Below are 23,969 nucleotides of genomic sequence, written 5' to 3'. Positions count from 1 at the left end.
CTTAGCTGACCATCTGCAAAGTGTCGCGCAGCGTTTGGTCAAAAGCTTTCATGCTTTGTGAGTTAGCGCTGTACGAGCGTTGCAAGACCATCAAACGAACCAGTTCATTGGCCAAATCCACATTAGAAGATTCAAGCGCTTGTCCCTTGACGTCGCCAAAGATGCCAGTGCCAGCACGGCCGACAACAACACCATCCGCTGAATGCTCAGTACCAGAATCAACTGAGGCCGCAAATGCATTTTTACCAACTGGAATCAAACCTTCCGAATTTTCGAAATGAACCAGTGCAACCTGACCTACAAATTGCTGCTTGCCCGTGCCGTAAACACCTACGATACGGCCTTGGTTATCGACTGTGACGTTCGTAAGACGCGCCAAAGGTTCGCCATTTTGTCGGCTGTGCGTAATTTGGAAGGCGCCAGCTTGTAAAGTTGTGTCCGACAGATCCAAATCTATGACCAAATCTGAACTGCCACCTGCTTGATTGGTAACTCGGGTTGAAAGCTTGGTTGTGGTTGTAAACGTAGGGTTACCAGACAAAGGATCTGTTACAAGGGAGTCAATGTTTCGACCACCAATAAAGTTCAACAATGAAACCGCTTTATAGCCACCATTGATACCTTGCGTGTCGGGTGTCAGGTGACGGCTTGATGTAGAACTGGCGTCTTGATAATCGTAAAATTTATTGTCCAAAGAAGAATAGACCTCAACACGCGCCATGGTGGTGGTCAAGTTTTCGCCAGAACTCTTTCGGTTGGTAGCACCTTGTACGGTAATTTCTGTGCCGTCTGGTGTGATCAAGGTCATGTTGAGGGCATGTTTGACTGTCACCGCTGTGCTGGTGCTGGTAACAGCTTGTGAAAGGGTCACAACTGAACCATTGATGGCAATAATGGTTGCGCCCGAATCAACTGCTGGTGAACCCAGGTAAATCTTGTCACCAAGCTTCATGTCCGCGACAGTGCTCAATGTCAAAGTTGTTGCCGCAGTTGGTGCACTATTGGCTGTAGCTGTTAAATCTGGATCATAAAAAGTAACGGCTGCACCATTGGGCACCGAGATAGTTCCAGCATTAGCCACGTTGATGGTGGTTCCGCCTGCTGTATGAGCACCCACAACAGCGCCAGAATCTACGCCGTTGATGAAAATTTTCTTACCTGCCACTGAAACATTCGTTCCAGCCAAATTAGGTGCAGATGAAAGTGTGAAAGAAGTTTGGCCGCTGACCGTGACATTGCTCATGGCGGCTGCCATGGCTGGAGAATCTACTCGGAGCAATGACTCTTTGTTCAAAGTCACCAAGGTTGCGCCCAATGTATTGGGCGAAGAAGATGGGCCTGGGCTGTAGGTGTAGCCAGAGCCGTCAGCTTTAGATTCAATGGTCAAAGAACCATCAGAAACGCGACGATAGTAGACCTCTAGGGTGTGTGAGTTGCCTTCGTTGTCGAAAACAGTTTGCGAGGTTTTGTTGTTGTAAGTTGCCTGCGTAGGATCAAAGGCTACGTTGGCAGTGGTCGTGAAAGCTTGCGCTTTGGAATCTAACAAGGCGGCAATGTGCGACGTGGTGGTTTCATTACCAGGCAAATTGCTGTTAGGCATGCGCAGCAAACCATTGTTTTTAATCAGGTCATCGGTCACAGAGTTGCCATCCAATGAAGGCTGGTAACCCGTCAGATACATGCCATTTTCATTGACGATGTAACCTTCTTTGTCAATGTTAAATTGACCATTGCGTGAGTAATACACAGCTGAGGGATCAACGCTGCCTGCGCCACCAGAGCCTTGCAACAAACGGAACATGCCTTTACCACTGATGGCCAAGTCCAATGGATTGGCAGAGTTGGTAATCGTGCCCTGCAGCATAGGACGGCGTACGCCCAATGACTGTGTTCCCATGCCAACGCGCGCTTGGTCAGCTGGGTTAATGGCCTTCACAAATTGATCGGCAAAAACATACTCACCAGCCTTGTAACCAACGGTGTTGGCGTTGGCAATGTTGTTACTGACGGTGTCGATGGCAAGCGAAGTATTTTGCAAGCCGGAGAGTGCCACGGTGTAATTGCTCATTTCAGGGTCCTCAGGTAAAAATTAGTTAGATGTTGGGTAATTCAAATGGCAAGCCATTTGAGAATTTCGGAAGACAAAATACGACGACCATCGCTCAAACCGACTTGCAGGTCAGCGCCTTCTTGTCCTATGCTGGCCACCATGGCACCCACATAGGAAGCGGGGTATGTTTCTTTACCTTCGGAATCGGTTGCCGTCAGTTCCAAGGTGTACATGCCTTGCGCAACTTGCTGACCTTCGTCGTTAGCACCGTCCCAGATGAAATCTGTGATGCCAGAGGCTGTTGCACCAAAATCAAAATGATTCACCACTTGGCCGTTGACGTCACGGATGACCGCCTTAAGGGAAGTGGCGGAGTTGTCCAACTTGGCAGCCATGCTGATGGGGTTGCCTGCGTAGTAAGCTTTTGAACCCGAAGCCAATGCAGTTTTACCAACGCTAGAGGCCAAATTCATAAAGTTGGCAGATTGCATTTGCGCAACCAAAGAATTGATCGATGTGTTGAGCTTGTTAATGCCATCTACTTGATTCAAAGACGCCAACTGCGCTGTCATCGAGGCGTTGTCCATTGGATTCAATGGATCTTGATTTTGAAGTTGCACAGTTAGCATCTTCAAAAAGTTTTGTGACAAGTCTTTCGCCGAAGTGCCGTTGCTGGTTGAAGCAACTGGCGCTTTACTTGGGTCATAGACTGGAATGTCGCTAATGCTGGTAGACATTGAAATTTCCTTTATTTGCCAAGATCAAGCGTCTTGAGTAACAACTGTTTGGTGGTGTTCATCATTTCGACGTTGAATTGATAAGCACGCGAGGCAGACACCATGTCCACCATTTGTTCTGCGGGGTTCACGTTGGGCATGACCACATAACCTTGCGCATTGGCCAACGGGTGGCCTGGGCGATATTCCATGCGGGGTGCTGCGTCACTCTCGACAATACGCGCAACTTTGACGCCCTGCCCTGCATGACCATTGCGGGGTTCAGCTTGGAACACAGCATGGCGTGCACGATAGGGCTGGCCATCTGCACTGACCGCCGTTTCTGCATTGGCCACATTGGAGGCAATCAGGTTCAAGCGCAAAGACTGCGCGACCAAGCCCGTTGTACCTACATCAAAAGTGCCCATCAAGCTCATGAGGGTTGTCCTGTAATGGCAGACAAACGCGTCCGCAATGTAGAGCCCAAGAAACTCAAGGCACTTTCAGTGAGCATCGAGTTCTTCACAAAGTGTCCACGCTCAATATCTGGATCAACGGTGTTGCCATCGACTGACGGCTGAACGGGTACACGAAACATTTTGTGAGGACCACCCACACGAACAGGCACCGCAATGTGCGCTTGGTGGGTTAAGTCCAGCCCCAAAGACGTTGGGTCCAATTGACCCTTCAAGCGTGCTTCTAGAACAGATGGAAAATCAATATCGCGAGCTTTGTAGTTGGGCGTGTCTGCATTCACCAAGTTTGAGCTCAACACTTCATGGCGAAAGCTGCGCAACTTGAGTGCAGTCTCACCAAAGGCTAGCGGGTCAAAACGAGGAACGGTGTTCACTTTAAATTCCGGTTCTACAAAAGTTGTTTGGAGATACCTTCGCAAACCCCGTGCCAACCCTCAAAACCCCCGCAAAAGCCCGTTTAGGGCCAATTAAGTGGTACAAATGACCGAAATTTCAAGGAGAGGCTGTTTTCGCGGCAAAATTTGCAGGCGCGGTCTGTGGCCACTTGGAAATTTATGCCGGGCAGATCTCGGGCAATAAGGCCTCTCTCGGCTTTGAACACAACGAAGGACTTGCTTAGATTTGGCTGAATCTTCAGACACCAGCGAAGAAAAACAATTAGACCCTACAGAGCGGCGGATAGAACGCGCGCGTGAAGAAGGTCAATTTGCACAATCTCGTGATCTCACCACCCTCATCGTGCTGGTGTTGTTCACCGCCTTTCTTTTAAGTGCCGGTGGCGCTTTGATGAATGGCTTGGTGGCGCTGGTCAAAGCTGGTTTAACCTTTGACAAGAGCGACGACTGGCAAGATCATTTGCTGGCTTGGGCCATGGGCCCATTGACCCAAAGTTTCTTATGGGTCTTGGCCATCATTGTGCCGCTCTGGTTTGTCACATCGCTTGCACCTTTGGCACTGGTGAAGTTCAGGCCTGTCTGGGCGTTCAAGATGAATCCTGGCCGACTTGATCCCATAGCGGGTTTCGGCAGAATTTTTTCGACCCAGACACTCACTGAGGTATTTAAAAATATCCTCAAAGTGACAGTGATTTTTGGCGTGGGCGTGATGTATGTCATGAGCCTGTTCAACAGCCTCAGCGCTCTAGCCCATCAAGACATCAAGCAAGCTCTTCATAACAGTGTTGGTTTGATTGAAACCGGTTTGTTGCTGTTGCTCATGCCCATTGTGATCGTGGCTGGCGTGGATGTGGTCATTCAATGGTTCAATTTCCAAAAGCGCATGAAGATGAGCCCAGAGGAAATGAAGCAAGAAATGAAGGAAAGCGAAGGCTCACCTGAATTGCGCAACCGCATGCGGCAACGCCAGCGTCAAATTGCAACTTCCAGGATGATGTCCGCCTTGGAGAAAGCAGACGTGGTGCTCGCCAACCCAGACCACTACTCTGTGGCACTTCGCTACGATCCTGAAAAAATGCGGGCACCCATTGTGGTGGCCAAGGGTGTGGATGAAGTGGCTCTTGTCATTCAAACCTTGGCGCGAGAACATCAAGTGCCCATTGCGCGCATTCCGCCGCTCGCCCGAATGTTGCACCGTCATTTGAAAGTAGGAGAACCCATTCCTGCGGCCTTGTTTGAAGCAGTGGCCAAGGTCTTGGCTTGGGCCTACGAGTTAAAGCAAGCGACTGGCGCTAGCGAACTGCCCTTGCCCGAGATTGGCGCTCTACCAGAGATAGCGCCTAAGGTTTGACCAGTAAGCCGGCGCGAATCAATTCAAACGGTGATTCCAAAGCGCGTTGAACCAAATCGCCAAACGAAGGCAGCAGCAACGTTAGCACCAGAAATGCTACGGGAATCATGATGGCAAAACCCACAGAGAACAAATTCATCTGTGGACTCACCCGGGCCAACACAGCCTGTGTCATGTTGAATAAGAAATAAATGACGATAGCGGGCAAGGCCAAGATCAGGCCCAGTGCAAAAGCTTCTTGAAACAAGACCAACACCGATCCAAAATGCCAAGCTTCAGGCCAAGTTCCCAAAGGCAGCACCAAGAAGCTTTGTATCAACACTTCCAGCATGACCAAGTGCACATTGAGAGAAAAGGCCAATGCCAGAGTCAGCATGCCCAACAACTCACCCACCAAGCCAGATGCCAAATTGGGGTCGTGCTGCAGGGTGGCCGCAAAGCTCAAGCCGGATTGCTGCGACAACACATCGGCCAACATGTCCACGGCCGTCAACCCCACACGAATGATCCAACCGGATGCCAGTCCAATGGCAAGCTCAATGAAAACAAGTGAATAGCCTGGTGGAAAGTCGGCCAAATTGGGCAAGTTTTTTTGAACCAATGGCAGCAAGGAAAAAGCCAACACCAAGGCCAACAAAACACGCAAGCGCAAAGGGGCCGCCCGGAATGCAAATAGCGGCATCGCCAAAAAGCAACCCAACAAACGCACAGAGATGAGCATCCAGACAGTGACCGTCTGCGTCATCCAATCTGGACTAATGGGCAACATGGCTTAACGCAAGATGTCGGGCAATTCCATGATTACCTCGCGCAGGTAATCCACAAACAGTGCCAAGCTGACGGGCCCAGCGACCAAGAGGACCACAGCAATTACTAGTAATTTAGGAATGAAGGCGACAGAGCTTTCATTCACGGAGGTGGCGGCTTGCAAAATACCAATGATTAAGCCGACGACCAAGAGTGCAATGAGGACAGGTCCACTTAAAACAAACGCCATCCACAGCGCTTTGAAGGTCACTTCAATGACGAGGCCTGAGTCCATGTCAGGTCACCTTGAAACTGTTGACCAAAGAAGCTGCCAGTAATGACCAACCATCGGCCAATGCAAACACCACCAACTTCAGCGGCAAAGAGAACATCATGGGCGACACCATGACCATGCCCAGCGATGTGAGGATACTGGCCACTGCAAAGTCAATGGCCAAGAAAGGCAAGTAAATCAAGAAGCCAAACAAGAAGCCTGTTTTGATTTCTGACACCGCAAATGCAGGGATCAATAAGGTCATGGGCACATCAGCGCGCGTTTGAATGGGCTGCCCCCACAAGCGCACAAACAAATTGAGATCGTCTTTGTTGGTCTGCGACAGCATGAATTGCTTCAAAGGTTCAGAGCCAATGGCGACGGCTTCCTCAAACCCAATCTTGCCTGCAGACAAGGGCAAATAAGCATCGTTGTACATGGCCATGAGCACGGGGTTCATAACAAACAAGGTTAAGAAAACCGCCAAGCCCACCAACACCAGATTTGGCGGCATGCTTTGTAAACCCAAAGCTTGGCGCAGCATGGAGAACACAATCAAAATGCGAATGAAGCTGGTCATCAACATCAACGCAGCAGGCAAGAAAGACAGTGCGGTGAGGGCCAGAAGGGTTTGTACTGGAACGGCGTAGACCGTGCCTGCTTTGGAGGAAGTTGCAGTGACCAAGGGTAAGTTTTGCGCCATGGCAACCCCTCCCAAAGCCAATAAGGTCAGTGCCAACAAGGCCTTCAGCCAACCCGTGCCCATGAATTTTTGGAAGTTCATGCGCCGGTCTTTCCAGAAAGCAGCGCTTGCAATTGGCCTGCGAAGCCAGCGGGCAAGGCACCGTTGCCCAAGGTGGGCTCAAAGCTTTCTAATTCTGTGAGGTAAGTGATTTGACTGGGCGTGTGACCCAGAGCCAAAATTCGATCGCCCATTCGGACCACCAGCAAGCGCTCTCTGGGGCCGACTGGGAAAGCTGCCAACAGTTGAATCTGTCCGCCTGTAGCTGTTCCTTGAGTGCCCCTGCGATAGAGCCACACCACCACTGCCACCAGCACCACCAACATCGACAAGGTAACCAAGCCTAACCAGGCACCGCCCCAGACGGAAGATGAACTGGCCGGCGCCTGAGCTGCACTGCTGAACGGTGCAGCTGTCTGGGCCTGCACGCTCCAAATGAAAATTCCAAAAAAAGTTCCAACTAGGGTGCGTGCATGAAATTTCATAGGTTACCGACTGGTTTTTCGTAATCGTTCCGAAGGTGAAATGATATCAGTCAGACGGATACCATAACGATCATTCACGATAACGACTTCTCCCTGGGCAATCAAGCATCCATTGACCACCAAATCTAGTGGATCTCCCGCATGGACATTAAGCTCAATGACCGAGCCTTTGTGCAGAGCCAAGAGTTCGCCAATGGACATCTTGGTTCTGCCAAGCTCAACCATGACTTTGACCGGCAGGTCCATGATCATGCCCACGTCTCGAACGCCAGATTCCGCCGATTCGGTGGATTCTAAATTCTCAAAAGTGGCTTTTTGTACCGTTCCTGTGGCAGGTGCGTTTTTGAGCCAACGGGTGAGGTCGTCAGCTGGGGTGTTACCGCCCAAGTTAGAAAGACCGTCCATTATTGGGCTCCCTCATTTTTTTGAATTTGATCGGACAGTTGGTTCAAGGCTGCTGCAGCTGAACTCAAATCAGCCTGGGCTTGCTCTGGCAAAACAGGATGCGCAGTCTGCAGATCGTCAGCCATCACATGGGCAGCGTTGTTCTCTGTCGCTTCGTGGTAATTGTGCTGTTCATTGATGTGCTCTACTTTGAGTGCGTAGTGACCGTTGCGAACACCGTATCGGCCGTTCAGAATGCTCACACCATCTGCCATCAGACGCACTGGTTCTGACAACTCGATCGGCAACACCTGACCAATGGACAGCGATAAAAGCTGCGCCACCGTTAATTCTTTTTCACACAGTACAGCAACTGCATCAACCATGGTGGAATGCAATTGATGCTGCAAACTTCGACTCCAAGCCACAGACTGCGTGGCTGAACTTTCATTTTGTGTTTCGTCAGGACTCAAACATTCCAGGGCGCGCCGTGGCATGCACAAATTGACGTTCAACTGAACGCTGTTGAATGTGATGTGAAATTGGGCATGCAAAACAGCGTCTTGCATGGCTGCAAGGCGCAGAGCTGACATCTGCTGCTCTTGGCGCAAGGGCTTCATGCGAATGGGATACATCGCTTGCCATGCAGATTCATAGGCAGTGGCCAGCGACTCCATCAAACGTTGACGCACACCCAATTCAATGTGGGTGACTCGGCGCGGTAAATCCCGCACAGGAATGCGACCAGCACCCCCGAAAATGCAATCAACTGCTGTAGCAACCCAGCGACTGTCAAAGCTCCAAGCACAAAGCGATTGCATGGCTTCGATTTCAAAAACCTGAATATCAGCTTGGGTCGGCACATCTTTCAGGTATTGCTGATAGCTTTTCAGTTCAATATCGCCAATTTGGATTTGCACAACTGCGGGAACCAAAGCCGACAAAGATTGGCGCCATTGCGCCAAAAAATGCATGTGCAATGACTCGACCTGTTCGCGATTCCAGTCAATTCCCACAAACGCGTCTTTGGCAAAGGGGAAATGCACAGGGGTTGATGATGAATTCATGTTGGGGCAGTCTTAAGCGTACAAATAGATTTGATTGCCATTGTTTGGCCGTGATCTACCAGCATTTTGAGGTCGCGCGGAGTCAACCAAGGTTTCTGGAAGCTGATTGTCAAAACCAGCGTCATTGGATGGGTTGTCGAAAACCTGCGAAGCAGATTCCTGATTTTGACGCATGTCCAGTTGCAAGTTCAAGCCCATTTGCTGAAATTGTTCTTGAAGCTGCGGCGCACTTTGCTCCAAACGTGTCTTCGTTGAGTCGCTGACACCTTCAACTCGCAAATAAGCGCCTCCCTTGTCATCTAACTTTAATTCGATGGTGAACTTGCTTTGGTCAGGCGGCGTTAATTCCATCACTACATGACCGCCACCTTGTTTGACCATGCGCTGAATTTCCACCTGAACAGCCCCCGAATCCAGACGAACTTCATGTGGCATGACAGGCCGTGGAGTTTCTTGCGTCTTCAAGGCAACCCAGTCCATCACTGTCGTGACGGGGCGTTGCGCACCGCCTACCAAGCTGCTGACAAAAGTGGAAGACACCTCTTCAAAGCTTTTTGCAACTGATTGAACGACATCTCTGTTGGCGCGAGGCAACTCTGCTGCCTGCGCTTGCAAGTCAAGCGCCTGCTGCGCTGCGTTGATGCTTGCCGCGTCAAGATCTTGATCGCCACCCAATTTGGCATCGAACTTTAAGGCAGATTCTTCAACACTGCTGGCTGACTTTTGAACGACAACTGGCTTGTCTGCATCAGCAACATCCAGGTTGTCGGTTGCCAAATTCGCAGCGTCTTCAACAGTTTGCAGCTTGGCTGTGACGGCAACAGATTGGCTTTGCTGAGCAACTTCAACCCCTGTCAATTGCGCATTCACCGGTGTGCTGACTGACGTTTGCGCGAATATCGATTGAACAGGCATATTAGGATTCAAGCTTTGCGAGGTAATTGCCTCTGCAGTGATTTCCGAGCTGACCATTGCCCCATCCGAAACTTGCGCTTTCACATTCGAGAGTGACGCATCGGTAGCATGGATGTTCGTTGGATCGGCTTCATTGGATGTCGCCGCTACCGGCTGAGCTTGGGATGCCAATACAGCAACAGCTTGCGTCGCAGTTTGAGAGTTGTTGTTAGGCACACTCACCAAAGCCGCTGCTTCGGGGCCAGGCCCTGTTACTTCGGCCTTGGTCAATTGTTGGATCGTGGTCGTGGTTACAGACTGAACATCAGACTGTGCGTTACCGTCCATTGACAAAGCGCTGGCCGAAATGGTTTGAACACTGGCGCCAAGGTCTTCTTTAACATGAGGCAAGGCCTGGCTCAAATCGCTAGTCACAGCAGTCTGCGTGCTCTGGACCTGGCTGGTCAATACTGGGTTGGCGGATTGGTCTGCGCCTGTTGCGTCGATCAATGCCTGCGGCACAGCGCCAGTGGCTGCATCATTGGATTGAAGTGAGACATTGGATGCCAACGCGCCAGCTTGGGCAACAGCGTCTACAGCAAGATCTTTCGCGTTGTTTGAAGCGACTTGTTGTGAAGTCACAGCCACTGGCAAGGCTGCACCCGCCATCTGCGCCGCCAGTGCAGCGGCTGCCATGTCGGCCGCTAAATTAGGGTCGGCGAGTTTCAGATCTGCGGGTTGGTCTAACGGAACCTGCTGAGTGGTCTCTGCCTTCAGTCCTTGTGCAGCAAGGGCAAAATTTGCATCCCCCACGGCGTTTAGCAACACATCGGCCGGCAAAATTTGCAGGTCTAGCAATTTTTCATCAGCGGGATCTGCGTCCATTTGAGGTCCGCTTTGACCGCCTTCCGCAACCGAAGTCACAGGCTGCATGGCATTGGCCAGCTCCTCTGTAAAGCCCGTGTCTATTGGGTTTGCAGCAGGATCTTGCGCGTCAGAGACGGCGCCTGAAAATTGAACGGTTGATGGGTTGGTAACAATAATTGCCATGGTTGAATTTCCCAAAATGTAACCATGTCATGCAAATTAGATGCCACCCTTCACGAAGATCGATGCCGCGCCTGTAAAACGTCTTCTAAGGTCTTCTCGTCCTGCTGATCCAAAGCCTTTTGCTTCAGCCGTTGCCGATTGGCCATGTAGCTCTCAAAAGTCTTCAGTCGCTCAGCGTCTTGTTGCGCCTTGGTCATTGCCTCTTTGGTTTGAGCCTGGAGATTCTGAATTTCAGGCACTTGAGAGGCTGCGGTGGCACGTAGCTTCTGCCCAAAACTGGCCTGTGTTTGAAGGTGCAACACGGTATCGCCCTTCTGCGCAGTGTTCATCCACTGCGACTCGTACTCATTGGCATACGACTCAATTTGCGCGTTGAAGCTGCTCACACGGTCCAATTCAGCCTTGACCATTTTTGACTTGGCCACCGACCTGTCCTTGCGCATTTTGAGCATCTGCTGCAAGACTTGAAAGACGCGACCACTCATAGCTGCGAGGCCCTCGCAAGGGTCGACAGTGCCTCAATGCTGCCGTCTATGTCGGCCACCATGTGAGAGTCTTGCTGCAAAAATGTTCGAATGTGCGACCAAAGCTTCAGGGCTGCGTCCAGGTCTGGGTCTGAGCCCGCCATGTAAGCGCCCATGGCCACCATGTCACGGCTTTGCGCATGCCGACTGATCAACTGCTTAATGCGTCGCGCAGCCAGGACATGTTCGGGGCTTGCCACTTTGGGCATCACCCTTGAAATAGATTTCTCAATATCAATGGCCGGGTAATGACCGGCATCGGCCAGCTCGCGCGACAAAAAGATATGCCCGTCTAAAACTCCGCGCGCAGCATCCGCGACGGGGTCATGAACATCATCACCCTCTAGCAGCACGGTGTAAAAAGCCGTTAAGGAGCCCTCGTCCTTTTCACCGTTACCCACCCTCTCTACCAAGGCAGGCAGTCGACCAAAAACGCTGGCAGGATAGCCCCTCGCGACGGGTGCTTCGCCTAAGCTCAGTCCAATTTCACGTTGGGCCATGGCATAGCGCGTGAGGGAATCGACGATCAAAACCACATGCTTGCCTTGGTCGCGAAACCATGTGGCCACATCGGTGGCGTATTCAGCACCTTTGGCGCGTGCCAATGGCGATGTATCTGCGGGCGATGCCACCACCACAGCGCGTGCACGCGAGGTCTCGTCCAATTGGTCGTCACAAAACTCGCGCACTTCGCGACTGCGTTCCCCCACCAAGGCAATCACAATCACATCGGCCACACAATTGCGTGTCAGCATCGACAACAAAACACTTTTACCCACACCAGAACCTGCAAACAAGCCGAGCCGCTGCCCGCGGCCAACCGTCAGCATTGCATTGATGGCCCTGACGCCCGTATCCAATGGTTCATGAATCGGTGCACGTTTCAGAGGGTTGGGCGATGCAGGCCGTGTGAGGACGTCGGTCCAAGTGGCGCCGCCCAAACCATCCAGTGGGCGACCTAAGCCATCGACCACGCGACCTAACAGCTGAGGACCGATGGGTAAGGAGGCGATGCCCTGGCGCATTTGGTAACCCTGTGGGCCTCTTTGCGGTGTGAGCAGTGGATACACCACAGCACCCGGTGAAAGTCCATTCACCTGATCAAATGCCATGAGGTAAGTGGTATTGCCTTCAAAGCCAATGCACTCGGCATCGATCCACATGTTTTGTCGACTGTTCTCAACACATGCGTGGGAGCCGATAGGAAGTGGCAAGCCCTCCACTTCAATCATCAAGCCTGAAACGCGTTTCACACAACCTTCGCGCACAGACAAAGGTAACTGCGCCAGCTTGGCACGCTGCGACTGAACAAACTCATCTAAATCAACGGTGCTCACTGCGGGGCCTGTGATGTTCAAACTGATCAAACTTGACCAGGCGCAGAATGAGGCAACAGGCCAAGCGCACTGCGAACCAGGGCTTCACGTGCACGACTGCCCACGTCCAAACGCGTACCCTCCACTTGAACATAGGCATAGCCTGCGCTGAGTTCAGGATCTGCCCTGACCAATGCCGTAAAGGGCATGTCGGGGTCTTGCAATAATTTTTCCCAGGCGTCCAATTCAGCAGCGGGTACACCCACTGTCAAGCTTTGGCCAGGTCGTGGCAATCGCAACAAAGCTTCTTGCACAGCAGCCACAAACACAGATCGGTCCATTTGTTCTTTGCCAGCCAAACGCAAGGCAGTTTCGTAAACCCACTCAGGCAAGGCTGTTTGAAATGAATCCGGCAAACCAGCCAGTCTTTGCAAGACTTGCTTCAAAGATTGACCCAATTGCTCAATGTCTTGCGCACCGCTTTGATAGCCTTGCTGATAACCCGTTTGAAAACCCTCTTCTCGGCCTTTCTCAAAGCCCTCTTCTCTTCCCAATGCGGCGGCTTGTTGACGTCCTTCTACCATGCCTTCTTGCAGGCCCCGGGTAAAGGCTTCTTGATAGGCCTTGGCGCGAATGTCTTGAATTTCGTCAATGGTGGGCAGGGTAACGCCCGAAACTGGCATGGAGGCCGCCGAAACTTTCACGCTGGCAGCTTGAGGGGCTGGTTCAGCGTCAAATGAAGGCGGGGTCCAGCGGTCCATCACAAGTTAATGCTTAGACCATACCTGTTGATGCATCAGCACCCACAAGGTCCAGTGAAACCAATCTATTTTCTTGCAAACTGCGCGCCAACTGCACGACTTCGCGTTGCTTCGATTCAACTTCTTGAACTCGAACAGGCGGCAACCCGTCCATTTCGAAGCGCAAACGGTCAGCCTTGCTCTTGGTCACATTGGACAACATAAAGTCACGCACGGTTGGGCTCGCGCCTTTCAAGGCAATTAGCAAAACGTCGTTGGTAACTTCCGCCAAAACACGTTGCAAAGACTGCGGTGCAATGTGCAAGAAGTCATCAAATTTAAAGATGCGTGCTGCGATTTGGTCTGCCAACTTGGGCGAATGCACGCGAATACTCTCAAGTGTTTTCTTCTCAATGCCACCTGAAAACAAACTCAAAATCTCAGCTGCTGGTGCAGCCCCGCCAATACCGCCCATATGAGACACTGAATCAACACCAATGGTGCGCTCTAACATGTCATTCAACTCAATCAAGGCTGTTGGGTCGACTTGATCCAACAAGGCAACACGCAACACCAATTCATCACGCATTTGTTCGTCAAATTTTTCCAGTACAGCAGCAGACAGCTCTGATGGAATAAGCGACAACAAAGTTGCAACCACCTGAGGATGTTCTTCCTTCAAATGGAAGTGCAATTGGTCAGGCGTCACATTGCTGATCAAGTCGAGGGCTGGTACGTTTTGAGCCAACGGATTTGAACTCTGTGGCATTGGCCACAGGTTAGGCACTTCACCTGAAAACTTCTTCACAAGCGCAGAAACAAAGGCCTTCGGATCAAACGGCACTTGCTTGCGATGCTCCGTAACGTTCTTGAAATTTTCAAGAACATCGATCATCACATCGCGGTCTAAACTGCGCACTGTTGCCAATAAAGATGAAACTTTTTGCGCTTCGGCTGGCGAAAAAGATTTGATCAAATCGCTCGCCACCTCCGGACCCATGGCCATCAGCACAATGGCGGCACGTGAAGGGCCGTCGAGTGAATTGATGCCAGCGCTGCCTGCGTCAGGCTTTTGCAACCCCTTGCGCAAGGCGCCGCCCAAGATGTTGGGGCTGTAATTTGTAGCCGTGGTGTTCATGAAAGCTCCTGCTGTCCTGATTGCGGCTCTGATGTCCAAGCGCGAAGCAGCAACGCAGCTTCTTCAGGCTGATCCTTGGCATACGAAATCGCGTAATTGACCAGCTCATCAATCTTGGCTTTGCTGGCAATCTCTTTTTCACGCATGCGCTCAGTCAGTTCTTGGATTTCTCGCTCAACGCGTTCTTCTCTGGCTTTCTTAGCTTCTTGTTGAACAGCCCATGTTTCTTCTTGCATCTGGATCTCTTCACGCAAGCGATCAATTTCACTGATCTCTGGCATTGCAGGCTCTTTGAATTCAGGCTCAACAGGTGCGGGTGGTTTCGGCCACAACAGTGGGCGCAAAATTGCAAAATAAGCAAACAACACAGCCAACGCAATGGCGCCATACCTCACCAGTTGTGAGACAAGATCTGGATTCACGATGGAAGGCGGCACAACGGGCTCCTCTGAGAAAGGCAAGTTCATCACACTGACCGTATCGCCTCTGGCTTGAACGTAGCCAATGGCATCTTTCACCAGGCTGTTGATCTTCTGAATTTCATCAGGTGTGTAGGCCAGCTTGCGGCCTGCTGTTGGCGCTGCGCCCTTTTCATATTTGTTGTCCAACACAACCGCAGCAGAGACGCGGACCAATTTGCCTTTGCTCGACTTGAGTTTTTCAATGGCGCGGTCTACTTCATAGTTGACCGTCTGTTCTTTGCGATAGTTTGAATCTTCCGAGACTGCCACACCCGTTTCAACAGTGCCAGGCGCACGCAAGTTGCGGGGGCTGCCATCTGCTTGTGTCTGCACTTGGTTGACGATGGGCGCTTCAGGCGGTTGTGGTGGTTGATTGGTTAATGACCCAGGAATACCACCTGCACCATTTTTGTTACCACCTGCATCAATCGACTGCTGGCTTCGTATAGCCTGTGGATTGGGTGGAGAGTTTTTGCCATAAGTCTCTGATGTGCGTTCACGCTCGTCGAAGTCAACATCGACCGTCACTTGCGCACGGAAACCATCTTTGCCCGCCAAGGGCTCCAAGATCGAAGACAAACGACTGGCAAGTGCCGCTTCAATTTCAGCGGTGTACTTCAGTTGCGATGCATCCAACCCTGCCAAACGATTGGCGTTGGAGCCCAACACACCACCTTCTGTGTCCATGATGGCGACGTCTTGCACCTTCATGCCAGGCACGGCAGAACTGACCAATCTAGAAACAGCCGCAATTTGTGCAGGATCTAAAACACGGCCGGGATGCAAAGTCAAAATAACCGAAGCCGTTGGACGCTCTTGCTCACGCACAAAGGCGGAAGGCTTTGGGACCGCCAAGTGCACACGAGCCGACTTCACTTGACCCATGGAACTCACACTGCGCGCCAGCTCACCTTCCAAGCCACGCAAATAGTTCACTCGCTCCACAAATTGGCTGGTGCCAAACTTTTGGTTTTCCAGCAATTCAAAACCAACATTGCCAGCCTTTGGCAAACCTTGACCCGCTAGCTTCAAGCGCGTTTCGTACACCATCGCTTGCGGCACCATGATGGCCGCACCACCCTCAGTGAACTGATACGGCACGTTCATTTGCTGCAATGACGCCACAATGGCGGCGCCATCACCGTCGTTCACATTGGTGAAAAGAACACGATAGTCTTGATTGCTTTTGACAGACGAGAAGCCAACGCCCAACGCCAACACCAAGCCCAGGACGCCAGCGCCCATGAGCAAACGTTGATTGGTGGTGAGGGCTTGAAAACGCTGTGTCAGCGTGTCCAAAGGAGAAGATGGCGCAGCAGAAGTGGCAGTGGTACCTGAGTTACCCATGGACAACACGACTGCATCACGATCTAAAGGGAGATCTTTGGGAGCGTCCAAGTACTGAGCCTCTCTTGAAATTCAAAAAGGGTACCAAGTAAATTTCCGTCACTTGATACATTTATTCAATATGTATTTTATGATAGCTTGCTTGTATTCTTACCGTTATTACCAATAATCGTTGGGAAATTAACAACAAACACTTAAATGTCAGAAACCCCAGAAATAGAGCAGCCGGCCAAAGCCAGTGAACTTGCTGGGGCATTTGAATTGTTTGTCGAAGCCTCACAGGCTTTGGAGCAACAGTACGCCGCCCTCAGCCGCAAAGTGGAGGACCTCAGCGCCGACTTGGTTCAAGCCAACGACCGCCTAACCGTCTTGCTCAACGCCTTGCCAGCAGCGGTGGTTCTGATTGAAAACGACCACATCAGCCATTTCAATCAAGCAGCTGCCCTCCTGATCAACGGCCTGCAAACAGGCACCCCATGGCAGACACCTTCCAGTTGGCGGCCGGGCAATGGCCCTGACGAGTACCACCTCAACACCCCCTCGGGTACACGCACCTTGCAAGCGCAGCGCGTACAAGATGGCCAGCGAAGTGTGATTCAAATTCAAGACATCACGGCCAACTTGCGCACCCTGGAAGAAAGCGAACGCGTGGATCGCCTTGCGGCCATGGGCAAAATGTCGGCGGGCATTGCCCACCAACTTCGCACCCCCTTGTCGACCGCCCTGCTCTATTCCTCGCATTTGTGCACGCCAGATTTGGGCACCGAAGACCGCGTGAACTTTGCGCAGAAGCTTCAAAATCAACTGGTGCATTTGGAAAAAATGGCCGGTGAAATGCTGCAGTTCGTGCGCGCCAGACCGCAAAAAACACAGATCATTGCTCTGGATGAACTGGTGCAAGAAGCCATGCAAACCCTTGAAGGTTTGAGCCAATCCAAAAAGATCGTTATTCAAGCCGAGCTGAACGCCGCCGATTGCTTGGTCAGCGTAGAGCGACCCTCCGTGGTCTCAGCCTTGGTGGCCATTTTGGAAAATGCCATTCAACATTCCAGTGATGGGCAGACCATCCATGTGCGCACACAGACTGACCATTTGCGCGGCATACTCACCATTGAAGACAATGGCCCCGGTATTGCTTCCGACATGCTGCCGCGCCTGTTCGAACCCTTTGCCACCAACCGCGTGACGGGCACCGGTCTGGGTTTGGCCATTGCTCAAAACGCCATTCGCAGCCATCGCGGCGAAATCAATGTTCAAAACAAAGCCGAGGGCGGCGCCCTCTTTACCGTCGCATTGCCGAGCATGGCCAACCTCTAATCAGTCGCAACCCATGTCCTCCATCACACCGTTCCAAATTCTCCTGGTTGAAGACGATACCGATTTGCGCGAAGCCATCAGCGTCACATTGCGCTTGGGCGGTGTAGAACATCGCGCCTTTGAATGCGCAGAAGATGCCCTGCCCGCCATCGATCCCGAAACCGAACAAATGCTGGTGACTGACTTCAGGTTGCCAGGCATGAACGGCTTGCAACTGCTGGCCCAGGCCCGCGAACGCCATCCTCAACTGCCAGTGGTGGTCATGACGGCCTATGCCGATACGCAACTGGCAGTTCAAGCTTTGAAGGGCGGCGCCAGAGATTTCTTGATCAAGCCCTTCATGCCGCAGCAACTTTTAGAGGTGATTGCTCGGCACAACCCCAGCCCCAAGCCGGCAAAAACAGGGTTGGATGCGGAAATCATTGCAGCCGACCCGGCAATTCTTGCCGTTAAGAACCGCTGTGAACGTGTGGCAGGTACCGGCGCCACAGTACTTTTGACCGGTGAATCAGGCGTTGGCAAAGATGTTTTTGCCAAACAAATTCACCAGCTTTCCGAGCGCCGTAACAAGCCCTACGTGGCCATTAACTGCGCAGCCATTCCAGAAAACCTGCTCGAATCTACCCTGTTTGGTTATGAAAAAGGCGCCTTCACGGGGGCTGCTAAAGCCCAGCCAGGCAAGTTTGAACAAGCCAACGGCGGCACCCTTTTCTTGGACGAAATTGGGGAGATGCCCCTCGAATTGCAGGCCAAACTGCTGCGTGTTTTACAAGATCAGGTGGTTGAACGACTGGGTTCCTTGCGCTCCATTCACTGCGATGTGCGCATCGTGGCCGCGACCAACCAAGACCTGCAACAGAGAGTGAAAGACGGCAAGTTTCGCGAAGATTTGTACTTCCGTTTGGCGGTCTTTCCCATTCGAATTCCGCCCCTTCGCGAGCGCAAGAATGACATCTTGCCTTTGGCCGAACATTTCTTGGTTCGCTACGGCCGAACCATGGGACGCCAAGGCCTTCAGCTATCGCCTGCCAGCCAAAATGACCTGGTTAACTACCCTTGGCCAGGCAACGTGCGCGAATTGGAAAACGCCATTCAGCGCGCCCTGCTTTTGAGCGATGGCGAAATGATTGAACCAGCCGACATTGAGTTGCATGGCAGCCAAGTGCCCACCCCAACGGCGGTCTCAGCGCAATCAACGGCCCTCGATGGCACAGCTCTTGCATACGTTTCAGACCAAGAAAGCACCGCTTCGGGTGCCCAAGACATGGACTCCATTGAAAGAGAACACATTTTGAAGGTTCTCAAACAAGTGGGGGGCAACCGCAAGGAAGCCGTGAACATTCTGGGATTGTCTGAACGAGCATTGCGATACAAGCTCAAGGCCTACAAAGAAGCTGGTTTTCTTTTTGAATAAATTGAATTAAGATCCAAAACATGTCGACCAACTCACTCGAATCCTTATCAAGCCAGATGAAAGTCATGGCCGATATGGCTGCGGGCCAGCTGAACGCCACGTCTGCACTTCCCGCCGCAGGCGAACCCGATTTCCAAGACGTCCTCAAAAAAGCCGTCTTGTCTGTGAACGAAGCGCAAAACGTGGCACAAGCCAAAGTGCAAACCTTCTCCACAGGCGAAAGCAACATGACCCTTGAAGAAGTCATGGTGTCCTTGCAAAAAGCTAACCTTTCTTTCCAGACCATGATTGCCGTGCGCAACCGCTTGGTCGATGCGTACAAAGAAGTCACCAACCTGCAGGTTTAAGCTGAGTCTCGGACTTCCGCTTTCAGCTGCTGCATGTCAGCATCGATCAACTTGCCATCCATCTCATAAGCCCACGCCAGCACTTGCGCCACAGCTGCAAACAGTTCTGGCGGCACCCACGCGTTGAGTTCTAGCTCCATCAGGAAGGCCACCAGGCTAGGCTCCGTGCGAGTAGGTATGCCCAAAGCTTTCGCTCTGTCCAAAATGGCTTGTGCCAATTCGCCTTTGCCTTGCGCCAGCACGCGCGGTGCAGGCATGCCGGGTTTGTAACCCAAAGCCACTGCTTGCATGACGGTGTCAGGTGGTGCGCTAGCCATTGGGCACCTCGGAATCATTCGGGAAAGTTTCCAAACGGACATCTGAAATACCACTGGCTTTCAGGTCTTGCAAAAGGGACGGTACATGATTTGTCCAATGGCCTTGCGCTTCGCTTGCATGGGCAATTTGAAGTGACAAATCTTCACCCCATTGAGAGCCCGTAATGCGAATCCGGCCCAAATTGGGAAGCTCGACTTCAACTTTCAACAGGGCGCCTTTTTCCAATTGTGCTGGCTTGTTGGCTGCATTGCGCCAAGCATCTTCACGCACCATGCGCATGGTAATGCCTGGTGCCAAATCGGCTTGCCACATCATCTGACCTTGCGTCAGCATGTGCGCGGCTTGTTGCGCGTTGTCATTGTCTGGCTCTAACGCTGCTACCCATTTGCTGAGTTGGACCGTGGTGTTTTCTGACGTGGGCTGCGCTATTGCCTTGAACTCTTTCAGCAAGCCAACAGAATCGTGAACTTGCGTTTTTTGTTTGTTCGGCAACCAAGCTTCACTTAAACGTTGCGCGGCAAACATGTCACTGCTGGCAATTTGCTGATAGATGCTGAGCAATGCAGGCATGACGTCGTCCGATGGCGATGGTGCTGCATCTGGGGTGATGCGTTGAATGCGCGCAGGCTTGCTCAATACAAAAGCCAACCAAGACGCCAAGCCCCGAGTCATTAAAGGATGCACTTCACCTTTTCGCAAAGCATCCGGGTCTGGGCCTTGCGGCTCAAAACCTGTCAGGGCCAACACCTTGACTGGCTCGGGATTGGATGTTGCAGCTAAGGAATTTCTAGAAGCATGAGATGGATCACCTTGCAACACAGGCTGCGTCCATTGCAATGCAACGCGACTGTCTAAGTGCTGTGCGTCTTCAGGAATACCCGGCACTGCTGTAACAGGCGTCACAGGCTTGGCCTCTAACAACTGCGTCAGGGGCAGATGAAGGTCTGGGGTTTGAGCAGGAATGAACATGGGCCAAGCAACTGAAAAAGCTCAACCCTTCAGGGAAAGTTCCCCTTAGGCTGCCATGGCAGAACCCACTGATCGAGCTTCAACGCCAGCCATGCCCATGGGCTGATTGGCCGCTTCGAAGAGATCATTGGTGAGTCCGGCATGTTCACGCCATGCCTCTGCCAAGGGTTGCAATGCATTGATGACACCTTGCAGCATGATTGGATCGCGGCGAAGACGCGCCAGCATGATCTCGCGATTGGCCCAGTCATAAATCACGGCCAAGTTCTCTGCAATTTCGCCGCCTTGTGCTTTGTCAAGGCAAGCATCTAAACCAGTAGTGATCAGGTCGACGGCTTTGGTAAGTGAATCAGACGAATCTGCACCTTCGGCCATTTGCAATTGCGCACTGCGTAAATGGTCCAACAAGCGTTCGTAAACCATCACCACCAAGTCAATGGGTCTGGCTGAAGAGACGGAAGTTTCACGTTGTGTGGCCGCATAGGCACGATGAGAACGCATGGTCATGGTGATACCTTGGTACTTCAATTGTTTTTCTGAGAGGCGGTTAGGCCATCGAGTGCACTTTTAAGTGAAGTGCTGGTGCTGTTTAGTTTAAAAAGTAATGCATCTAGTGCTGCGTACTGCGCTGTATATCTGGCTTGAACAGTTACAAGTTTTTCCTGAAGTTCAGTTTTACGCGTGTTCAATTCTTTTTGAACATTTTGTTCATTGTCAATTCGATCTTGCAATACACCACCACTGGTGTACATCTCAGTAATTCGCGTGGACAAGTCTTTTGAAGTGGTTGCGTCATATCCAATCACAAGACCGGCAGCCAACCTGGCTTGCAAAGTGGTTGAAGCCTTTGTGAAAAGTGTATCGTCAACCGCCAACTGGCCATTGTCTTGAAGCTTGACGCCCAAAGTCGACAAATCGCTAGCGCCAGTCAGAGAAGCCCCGGCAATGCCTTTAAGCGGCATCATTAGGCCATTCAACAATTGGCGCATCATGCTGCCAACAGCAAAGTCACTGTTCAAAACACCACGCGAAGCTGCATCGGTACTCGACTGGGTTTGTGCTTTGTAAAAACCAAGTAAATCGTTATAGGCCTTTACCAACGCCTCCACTTTAGGTCGTGCGGTGGAAGCAGCTTGCGCAACCGTCAGGTTTATGGGTGCCGTAGTTTTAGCGGTCAGGTTCAAAGTGACACCCGTCAGCACATCCGCTACCGTGTTGGAGCCTCGAACAAACTCAATGCCATTGAGCTTGAAAGTTGAATTTTGTGCGGCTTGGTCTTGATAAACATTGCCGGCCACAGCCAAACTGCTGTCGAACCCTGCATCGACACCCGTAGACTTGGCTTTCAAAGACAAGGCATAGTGCGTGGCATCTGCTTTAAAAACGGTGGCGTCTGCTTTTGTGCGAACTTCAGCTGGCGCGGTGTTCTGAAACCAATCCAAAGCATCAATTTCAGAAGTGAAATTAGACACATGCCAAATTGAAGGCAAAGCCAAATTTGAAACTTCAATCTGATAACTGCCAGCCACAGCAGCATTGGTCAGTTCTGCAGTGGCAATTCCGTTGGTACTGAACGTGGCTGCATTTGCAGAAAAATTACTGGGTGTTTGAAGATCATTGATGGCAGCTTGCAGAGATGAAAGCTGCCCCTTCAATTGTCCTAAGGCGCTGATCTTGACTGTTGACTTGCTAATTTTATTGTCAAGTACCGTCAGTGGCTTGCTCTCCACCTGCATGAGCTGGCTAACAATGCTGGCAACATCCAGAGAACTGCCAGTTGCACTAGTTGAGGAATTTACAGCCATTTGGGTTCAGTATTGACAGAGCTGTTACGCTCTTTGATTCACCATTACGCTGCCCAGCATTTCAAATGTACGGGCTATGCGAAGCAGTTCTTCCGAGGGTAGCGTGCGAATAACTTCACCCGAGCTGGGGTCTACAAGTTGTACAACCATGTAACCTGAGGCTTCGTCCTTCGAAACGCGCACTGAACGCTGCTGAGAAGAAATAAAGTGCTGAATGTCGGCCATGGCAGCTTCAGCAACCTGTTTCACATCCTGACCATACTCATGAATGCTGGCTTTAGGTTGAACAGGCACACTGGCGACCTTAGACACAGCCTCCGCATTTTGATTGGGGGCCGGTTCGGTGGGCATCTGCATTGCCGGAAGGGCTGCAGCATTAGCGCTTACTTTCTGTACCGGTTCCATGGCTTCACTCCGTGAGGAAACCCTGTTCGCAGCCCGAAGGCCACGAACAAGTCATACCGAGATATTACTTCAAAAGTGTCAAAATGACGTTAGGCATTTGGTTGGCTTGTGCCAACATCGCCGTCGCTGCCTGCTGCAGAATTTGACCTTTTGTCAAGTTGGCCGTCTCTGCTGCGTAATCAGTGTCAATTACACGACTCTTAGCTGCTGATAGATTTGCAGATAGTGCAGTTACGTTACTAACTGTATATTCCAATTGATTTTGATATGCACCAAGCAAACTGCGCTGAGTTGATAGTGCAGTCACGTAAGTAGATGCGGCGGTTTGAACAGCTTGAAAAGTAGCAGTGTTGTCTGCACTGTTGATGGCTGTACTCAGAGCAGCTGCTGATCCAGCGGCACCAGCACCTACTGATTGAGTGTAAAGAGTCGCATAATTTGCTTTATCAAAAGCTAAACCATCCAACAAATAATCTGATCCATTCACATTCAAAGTTTTTGCAACCTTTACACCACCAACGTCAACATATCTGGTGTAATTTCCATCAGCAAGACCACTTACATCAGTATCAGCTGTTAACGCTGTGTAGGTAAAGGTAGATGCAGTTCCCACGTTCCTAAATGCTGCTGCATCCAAATTAACTACATCAGTTGACGTGTTACTTATTTGAATTGTGAATTTAATTCCGGTGGCTGTAGCAGACTCATTGAGCAATGAATTTGTTGAAAATGTTGTGCGATTTGTGATCGAATTAATGGACACGATTAGCTGCTGCATCTCAGCCTTCAATGCACTTCTTTCTGCCGGACCGTAAGTACTATTGGCGCCCTGTGTGGCGAGGGTAAGAATCCTTTGCCCCATTTCTGCCGCGGCTGCAATAGCACCTTCAGCAGTTTGAACCATTGATATACCGTCATTTAAATTACGTGCACCTTGATTCGCGCCATTAATTTGATTTGTCAAAGTGGTAGCGATACCCAAACCAGCAGCATCATCACGCGCACGGTTAATGCGCAAACCAGAAGACAAGCGCTCGACTGAGTCGGCCATCTTGCTTTGTGCACCCAAAAGATTCTTAGAGGCCCACAAAGAGGCAACATTGGTATTTAAAACAGCTGGCATGAAATGCTCCTAATGAGTTTGGAAGTTATTCGGGGGCTGCTTTTCCAGTGGCCCTCAGGTAGCTTTACGGCCCCCCATCCAAAAGCGTTTAGCGTTTTTAAAAGAATTTGTGGT

At 51.2% G+C, this 23,969-nt stretch carries 26 protein-coding genes; 4 read left to right on the top strand and 22 right to left on the bottom strand.

The window, feature by feature from the left end:
* Position 1: 1 nt before the first annotated feature.
* From AMM03_RS04365 to flgB, 4 genes are read right to left on the bottom strand one after another with little or no spacing between them, the layout of a single operon-like run.
* Positions 2-2,068 carry a flagellar hook-basal body complex protein gene (locus AMM03_RS04365; protein WP_090129188.1) on the bottom strand — a complete coding sequence of 689 codons (2,067 nt, stop codon included), beginning with the start codon at positions 2,066-2,068 and terminating at the stop codon, positions 2-4.
* 41 nt (positions 2,069-2,109) lie between these two features.
* Positions 2,110-2,787, bottom strand: coding sequence for a flagellar hook assembly protein FlgD (locus AMM03_RS04360; RefSeq protein WP_090129187.1), 678 nt, complete (start codon positions 2,785-2,787; stop codon positions 2,110-2,112).
* An 11-nt stretch (positions 2,788-2,798) separates the two neighbouring features.
* The gene (gene flgC, locus AMM03_RS04355; protein WP_090129186.1) at positions 2,799-3,203 is read right to left on the bottom strand and encodes a flagellar basal body rod protein FlgC; all 405 of its coding nucleotides are present in this window, start codon (positions 3,201-3,203) and stop codon (positions 2,799-2,801) included.
* Positions 3,200-3,616 carry a flagellar basal body rod protein FlgB gene (gene flgB, locus AMM03_RS04350; RefSeq protein WP_090129185.1) on the bottom strand — a complete coding sequence of 139 codons (417 nt, stop codon included), beginning with the start codon at positions 3,614-3,616 and terminating at the stop codon, positions 3,200-3,202. The genes flgC and flgB overlap by 4 nt, the downstream gene beginning before the upstream one ends.
* A gap of 247 nt (positions 3,617-3,863) precedes the next feature.
* On the opposite strand from flgB, the gene AMM03_RS04345 reads away from it, so the two are divergent.
* Positions 3,864-4,988 carry an EscU/YscU/HrcU family type III secretion system export apparatus switch protein gene (locus AMM03_RS04345; protein WP_090129184.1) on the top strand — a complete coding sequence of 375 codons (1,125 nt, stop codon included), beginning with the start codon at positions 3,864-3,866 and terminating at the stop codon, positions 4,986-4,988.
* On the opposite strand, the gene AMM03_RS04340 is transcribed toward AMM03_RS04345, so the two are convergent.
* Genes AMM03_RS04340 through fliF form a run of 12 tightly spaced genes read right to left on the bottom strand, consistent with a single transcriptional unit; the run spans position 4,978 to position 16,208 of the window.
* The gene (locus AMM03_RS04340; RefSeq protein ID WP_090129183.1) at positions 4,978-5,757 is read right to left on the bottom strand and encodes a flagellar biosynthetic protein FliR; all 780 of its coding nucleotides are present in this window, start codon (positions 5,755-5,757) and stop codon (positions 4,978-4,980) included. The genes AMM03_RS04345 and AMM03_RS04340 overlap by 11 nt on opposite strands.
* 3 nt (positions 5,758-5,760) lie before the next feature.
* Entirely contained in the window at positions 5,761-6,030 is a 270-nt protein-coding gene (locus AMM03_RS04335; RefSeq protein ID WP_090129182.1) for a flagellar biosynthetic protein FliQ, read from the bottom strand.
* 1 nt (position 6,031) lies between these two features.
* A complete protein-coding gene (gene fliP, locus AMM03_RS04330; RefSeq protein WP_228764554.1) occupies positions 6,032-6,793 on the bottom strand; it encodes a flagellar type III secretion system pore protein FliP in 762 nt (253 codons plus the stop codon).
* Entirely contained in the window at positions 6,790-7,179 is a 390-nt protein-coding gene (locus AMM03_RS04325; protein WP_194942759.1) for a FliO/MopB family protein, read from the bottom strand. Before AMM03_RS04325 ends, fliP begins: the two co-directional genes overlap by 4 nt.
* A gap of 60 nt (positions 7,180-7,239) precedes the next feature.
* The gene (fliN, locus tag AMM03_RS04320; RefSeq protein WP_090129180.1) at positions 7,240-7,641 is read right to left on the bottom strand and encodes a flagellar motor switch protein FliN; all 402 of its coding nucleotides are present in this window, start codon (positions 7,639-7,641) and stop codon (positions 7,240-7,242) included.
* On the bottom strand, positions 7,641-8,687 hold the full coding sequence (locus AMM03_RS04315; protein WP_090129179.1) for a flagellar motor switch protein FliM: 1,047 nt from the start codon (positions 8,685-8,687) through the stop codon (positions 7,641-7,643). The genes fliN and AMM03_RS04315 overlap by 1 nt, the downstream gene beginning before the upstream one ends.
* Before the next feature lie 12 nt (positions 8,688-8,699).
* Positions 8,700-10,631, bottom strand: coding sequence for a flagellar hook-length control protein FliK (locus AMM03_RS04310; RefSeq protein ID WP_090129178.1), 1,932 nt, complete (start codon positions 10,629-10,631; stop codon positions 8,700-8,702).
* A gap of 50 nt (positions 10,632-10,681) precedes the next feature.
* Positions 10,682-11,116: a flagellar export protein FliJ gene (locus AMM03_RS04305; RefSeq protein WP_090129177.1), complete on the bottom strand. Its 435-nt coding sequence runs from the start codon at positions 11,114-11,116 to the stop codon at positions 10,682-10,684.
* On the bottom strand, positions 11,113-12,492 hold the full coding sequence (locus tag AMM03_RS04300) for a FliI/YscN family ATPase (protein ID WP_090129346.1): 1,380 nt from the start codon (positions 12,490-12,492) through the stop codon (positions 11,113-11,115). The genes AMM03_RS04305 and AMM03_RS04300 overlap by 4 nt, the downstream gene beginning before the upstream one ends.
* A gap of 26 nt (positions 12,493-12,518) precedes the next feature.
* Entirely contained in the window at positions 12,519-13,232 is a 714-nt protein-coding gene (locus AMM03_RS04295; protein WP_090129176.1) for a FliH/SctL family protein, read from the bottom strand.
* A gap of 13 nt (positions 13,233-13,245) precedes the next feature.
* Positions 13,246-14,349 (bottom strand): flagellar motor switch protein FliG, encoded by a 1,104-nt coding sequence (locus AMM03_RS04290; RefSeq protein WP_090129175.1) that lies wholly within the window; start codon positions 14,347-14,349, stop codon positions 13,246-13,248.
* On the bottom strand, positions 14,346-16,208 hold the full coding sequence (gene fliF, locus AMM03_RS04285) for a flagellar basal-body MS-ring/collar protein FliF (protein ID WP_090129174.1): 1,863 nt from the start codon (positions 16,206-16,208) through the stop codon (positions 14,346-14,348). Before fliF ends, AMM03_RS04290 begins: the two co-directional genes overlap by 4 nt.
* Positions 16,209-16,355: 147 nt before the next feature.
* On the opposite strand from fliF, the gene AMM03_RS04280 reads away from it, so the two are divergent.
* Genes AMM03_RS04280 through fliE form a run of 3 tightly spaced genes read left to right on the top strand, consistent with a single transcriptional unit; the run spans position 16,356 to position 19,235 of the window.
* Positions 16,356-17,474, top strand: coding sequence for a sensor histidine kinase (locus AMM03_RS04280; RefSeq protein ID WP_090129173.1), 1,119 nt, complete (start codon positions 16,356-16,358; stop codon positions 17,472-17,474).
* Between the two features lie 13 nt (positions 17,475-17,487).
* The gene (locus AMM03_RS04275; protein WP_090129172.1) at positions 17,488-18,888 is read left to right on the top strand and encodes a sigma-54-dependent transcriptional regulator; all 1,401 of its coding nucleotides are present in this window, start codon (positions 17,488-17,490) and stop codon (positions 18,886-18,888) included.
* 20 nt (positions 18,889-18,908) lie between these two features.
* Entirely contained in the window at positions 18,909-19,235 is a 327-nt protein-coding gene (fliE, locus tag AMM03_RS04270) for a flagellar hook-basal body complex protein FliE (RefSeq protein ID WP_090129171.1), read from the top strand.
* On the opposite strand, the gene AMM03_RS04265 is transcribed toward fliE, so the two are convergent.
* From AMM03_RS04265 to AMM03_RS04240, 6 genes are all read right to left on the bottom strand, one after another.
* Positions 19,232-19,552, bottom strand: a complete 321-nt coding sequence (locus AMM03_RS04265; RefSeq protein ID WP_228764553.1) for an EscU/YscU/HrcU family type III secretion system export apparatus switch protein — start codon at positions 19,550-19,552, stop codon at positions 19,232-19,234. The two genes, fliE and AMM03_RS04265, sit on opposite strands and share 4 nt — an antisense overlap.
* A complete protein-coding gene (locus AMM03_RS04260) occupies positions 19,545-20,522 on the bottom strand; it encodes a hypothetical protein (protein ID WP_090129170.1) in 978 nt (325 codons plus the stop codon). The genes AMM03_RS04265 and AMM03_RS04260 overlap by 8 nt, the downstream gene beginning before the upstream one ends.
* 45 nt (positions 20,523-20,567) lie before the next feature.
* The gene (gene fliS, locus AMM03_RS04255; RefSeq protein ID WP_090129169.1) at positions 20,568-21,029 is read right to left on the bottom strand and encodes a flagellar export chaperone FliS; all 462 of its coding nucleotides are present in this window, start codon (positions 21,027-21,029) and stop codon (positions 20,568-20,570) included.
* 17 nt (positions 21,030-21,046) lie between these two features.
* Positions 21,047-22,327, bottom strand: a complete 1,281-nt coding sequence (fliD, locus tag AMM03_RS04250) for a flagellar filament capping protein FliD (protein ID WP_090129168.1) — start codon at positions 22,325-22,327, stop codon at positions 21,047-21,049.
* A gap of 24 nt (positions 22,328-22,351) precedes the next feature.
* Complete coding sequence (locus tag AMM03_RS04245; RefSeq protein ID WP_090129167.1) at positions 22,352-22,732, bottom strand: flagellar protein FlaG; 381 nt, start codon at positions 22,730-22,732, stop codon at positions 22,352-22,354.
* Between the two features lie 64 nt (positions 22,733-22,796).
* Complete coding sequence (locus tag AMM03_RS04240; protein ID WP_090129166.1) at positions 22,797-23,855, bottom strand: flagellin N-terminal helical domain-containing protein; 1,059 nt, start codon at positions 23,853-23,855, stop codon at positions 22,797-22,799.
* Between the last annotated feature and the right edge of the window lie 114 nt (positions 23,856-23,969).

The organism is Limnohabitans sp. Rim11 (genome assembly GCF_001269365.1).
Taxonomy (GTDB): Bacteria; Pseudomonadota; Gammaproteobacteria; order Burkholderiales; family Burkholderiaceae_C; genus Limnohabitans_A.
Note: the sequence above shows the minus strand (reverse complement) of the source record. Positions and strands in the feature narration are given on the sequence as shown.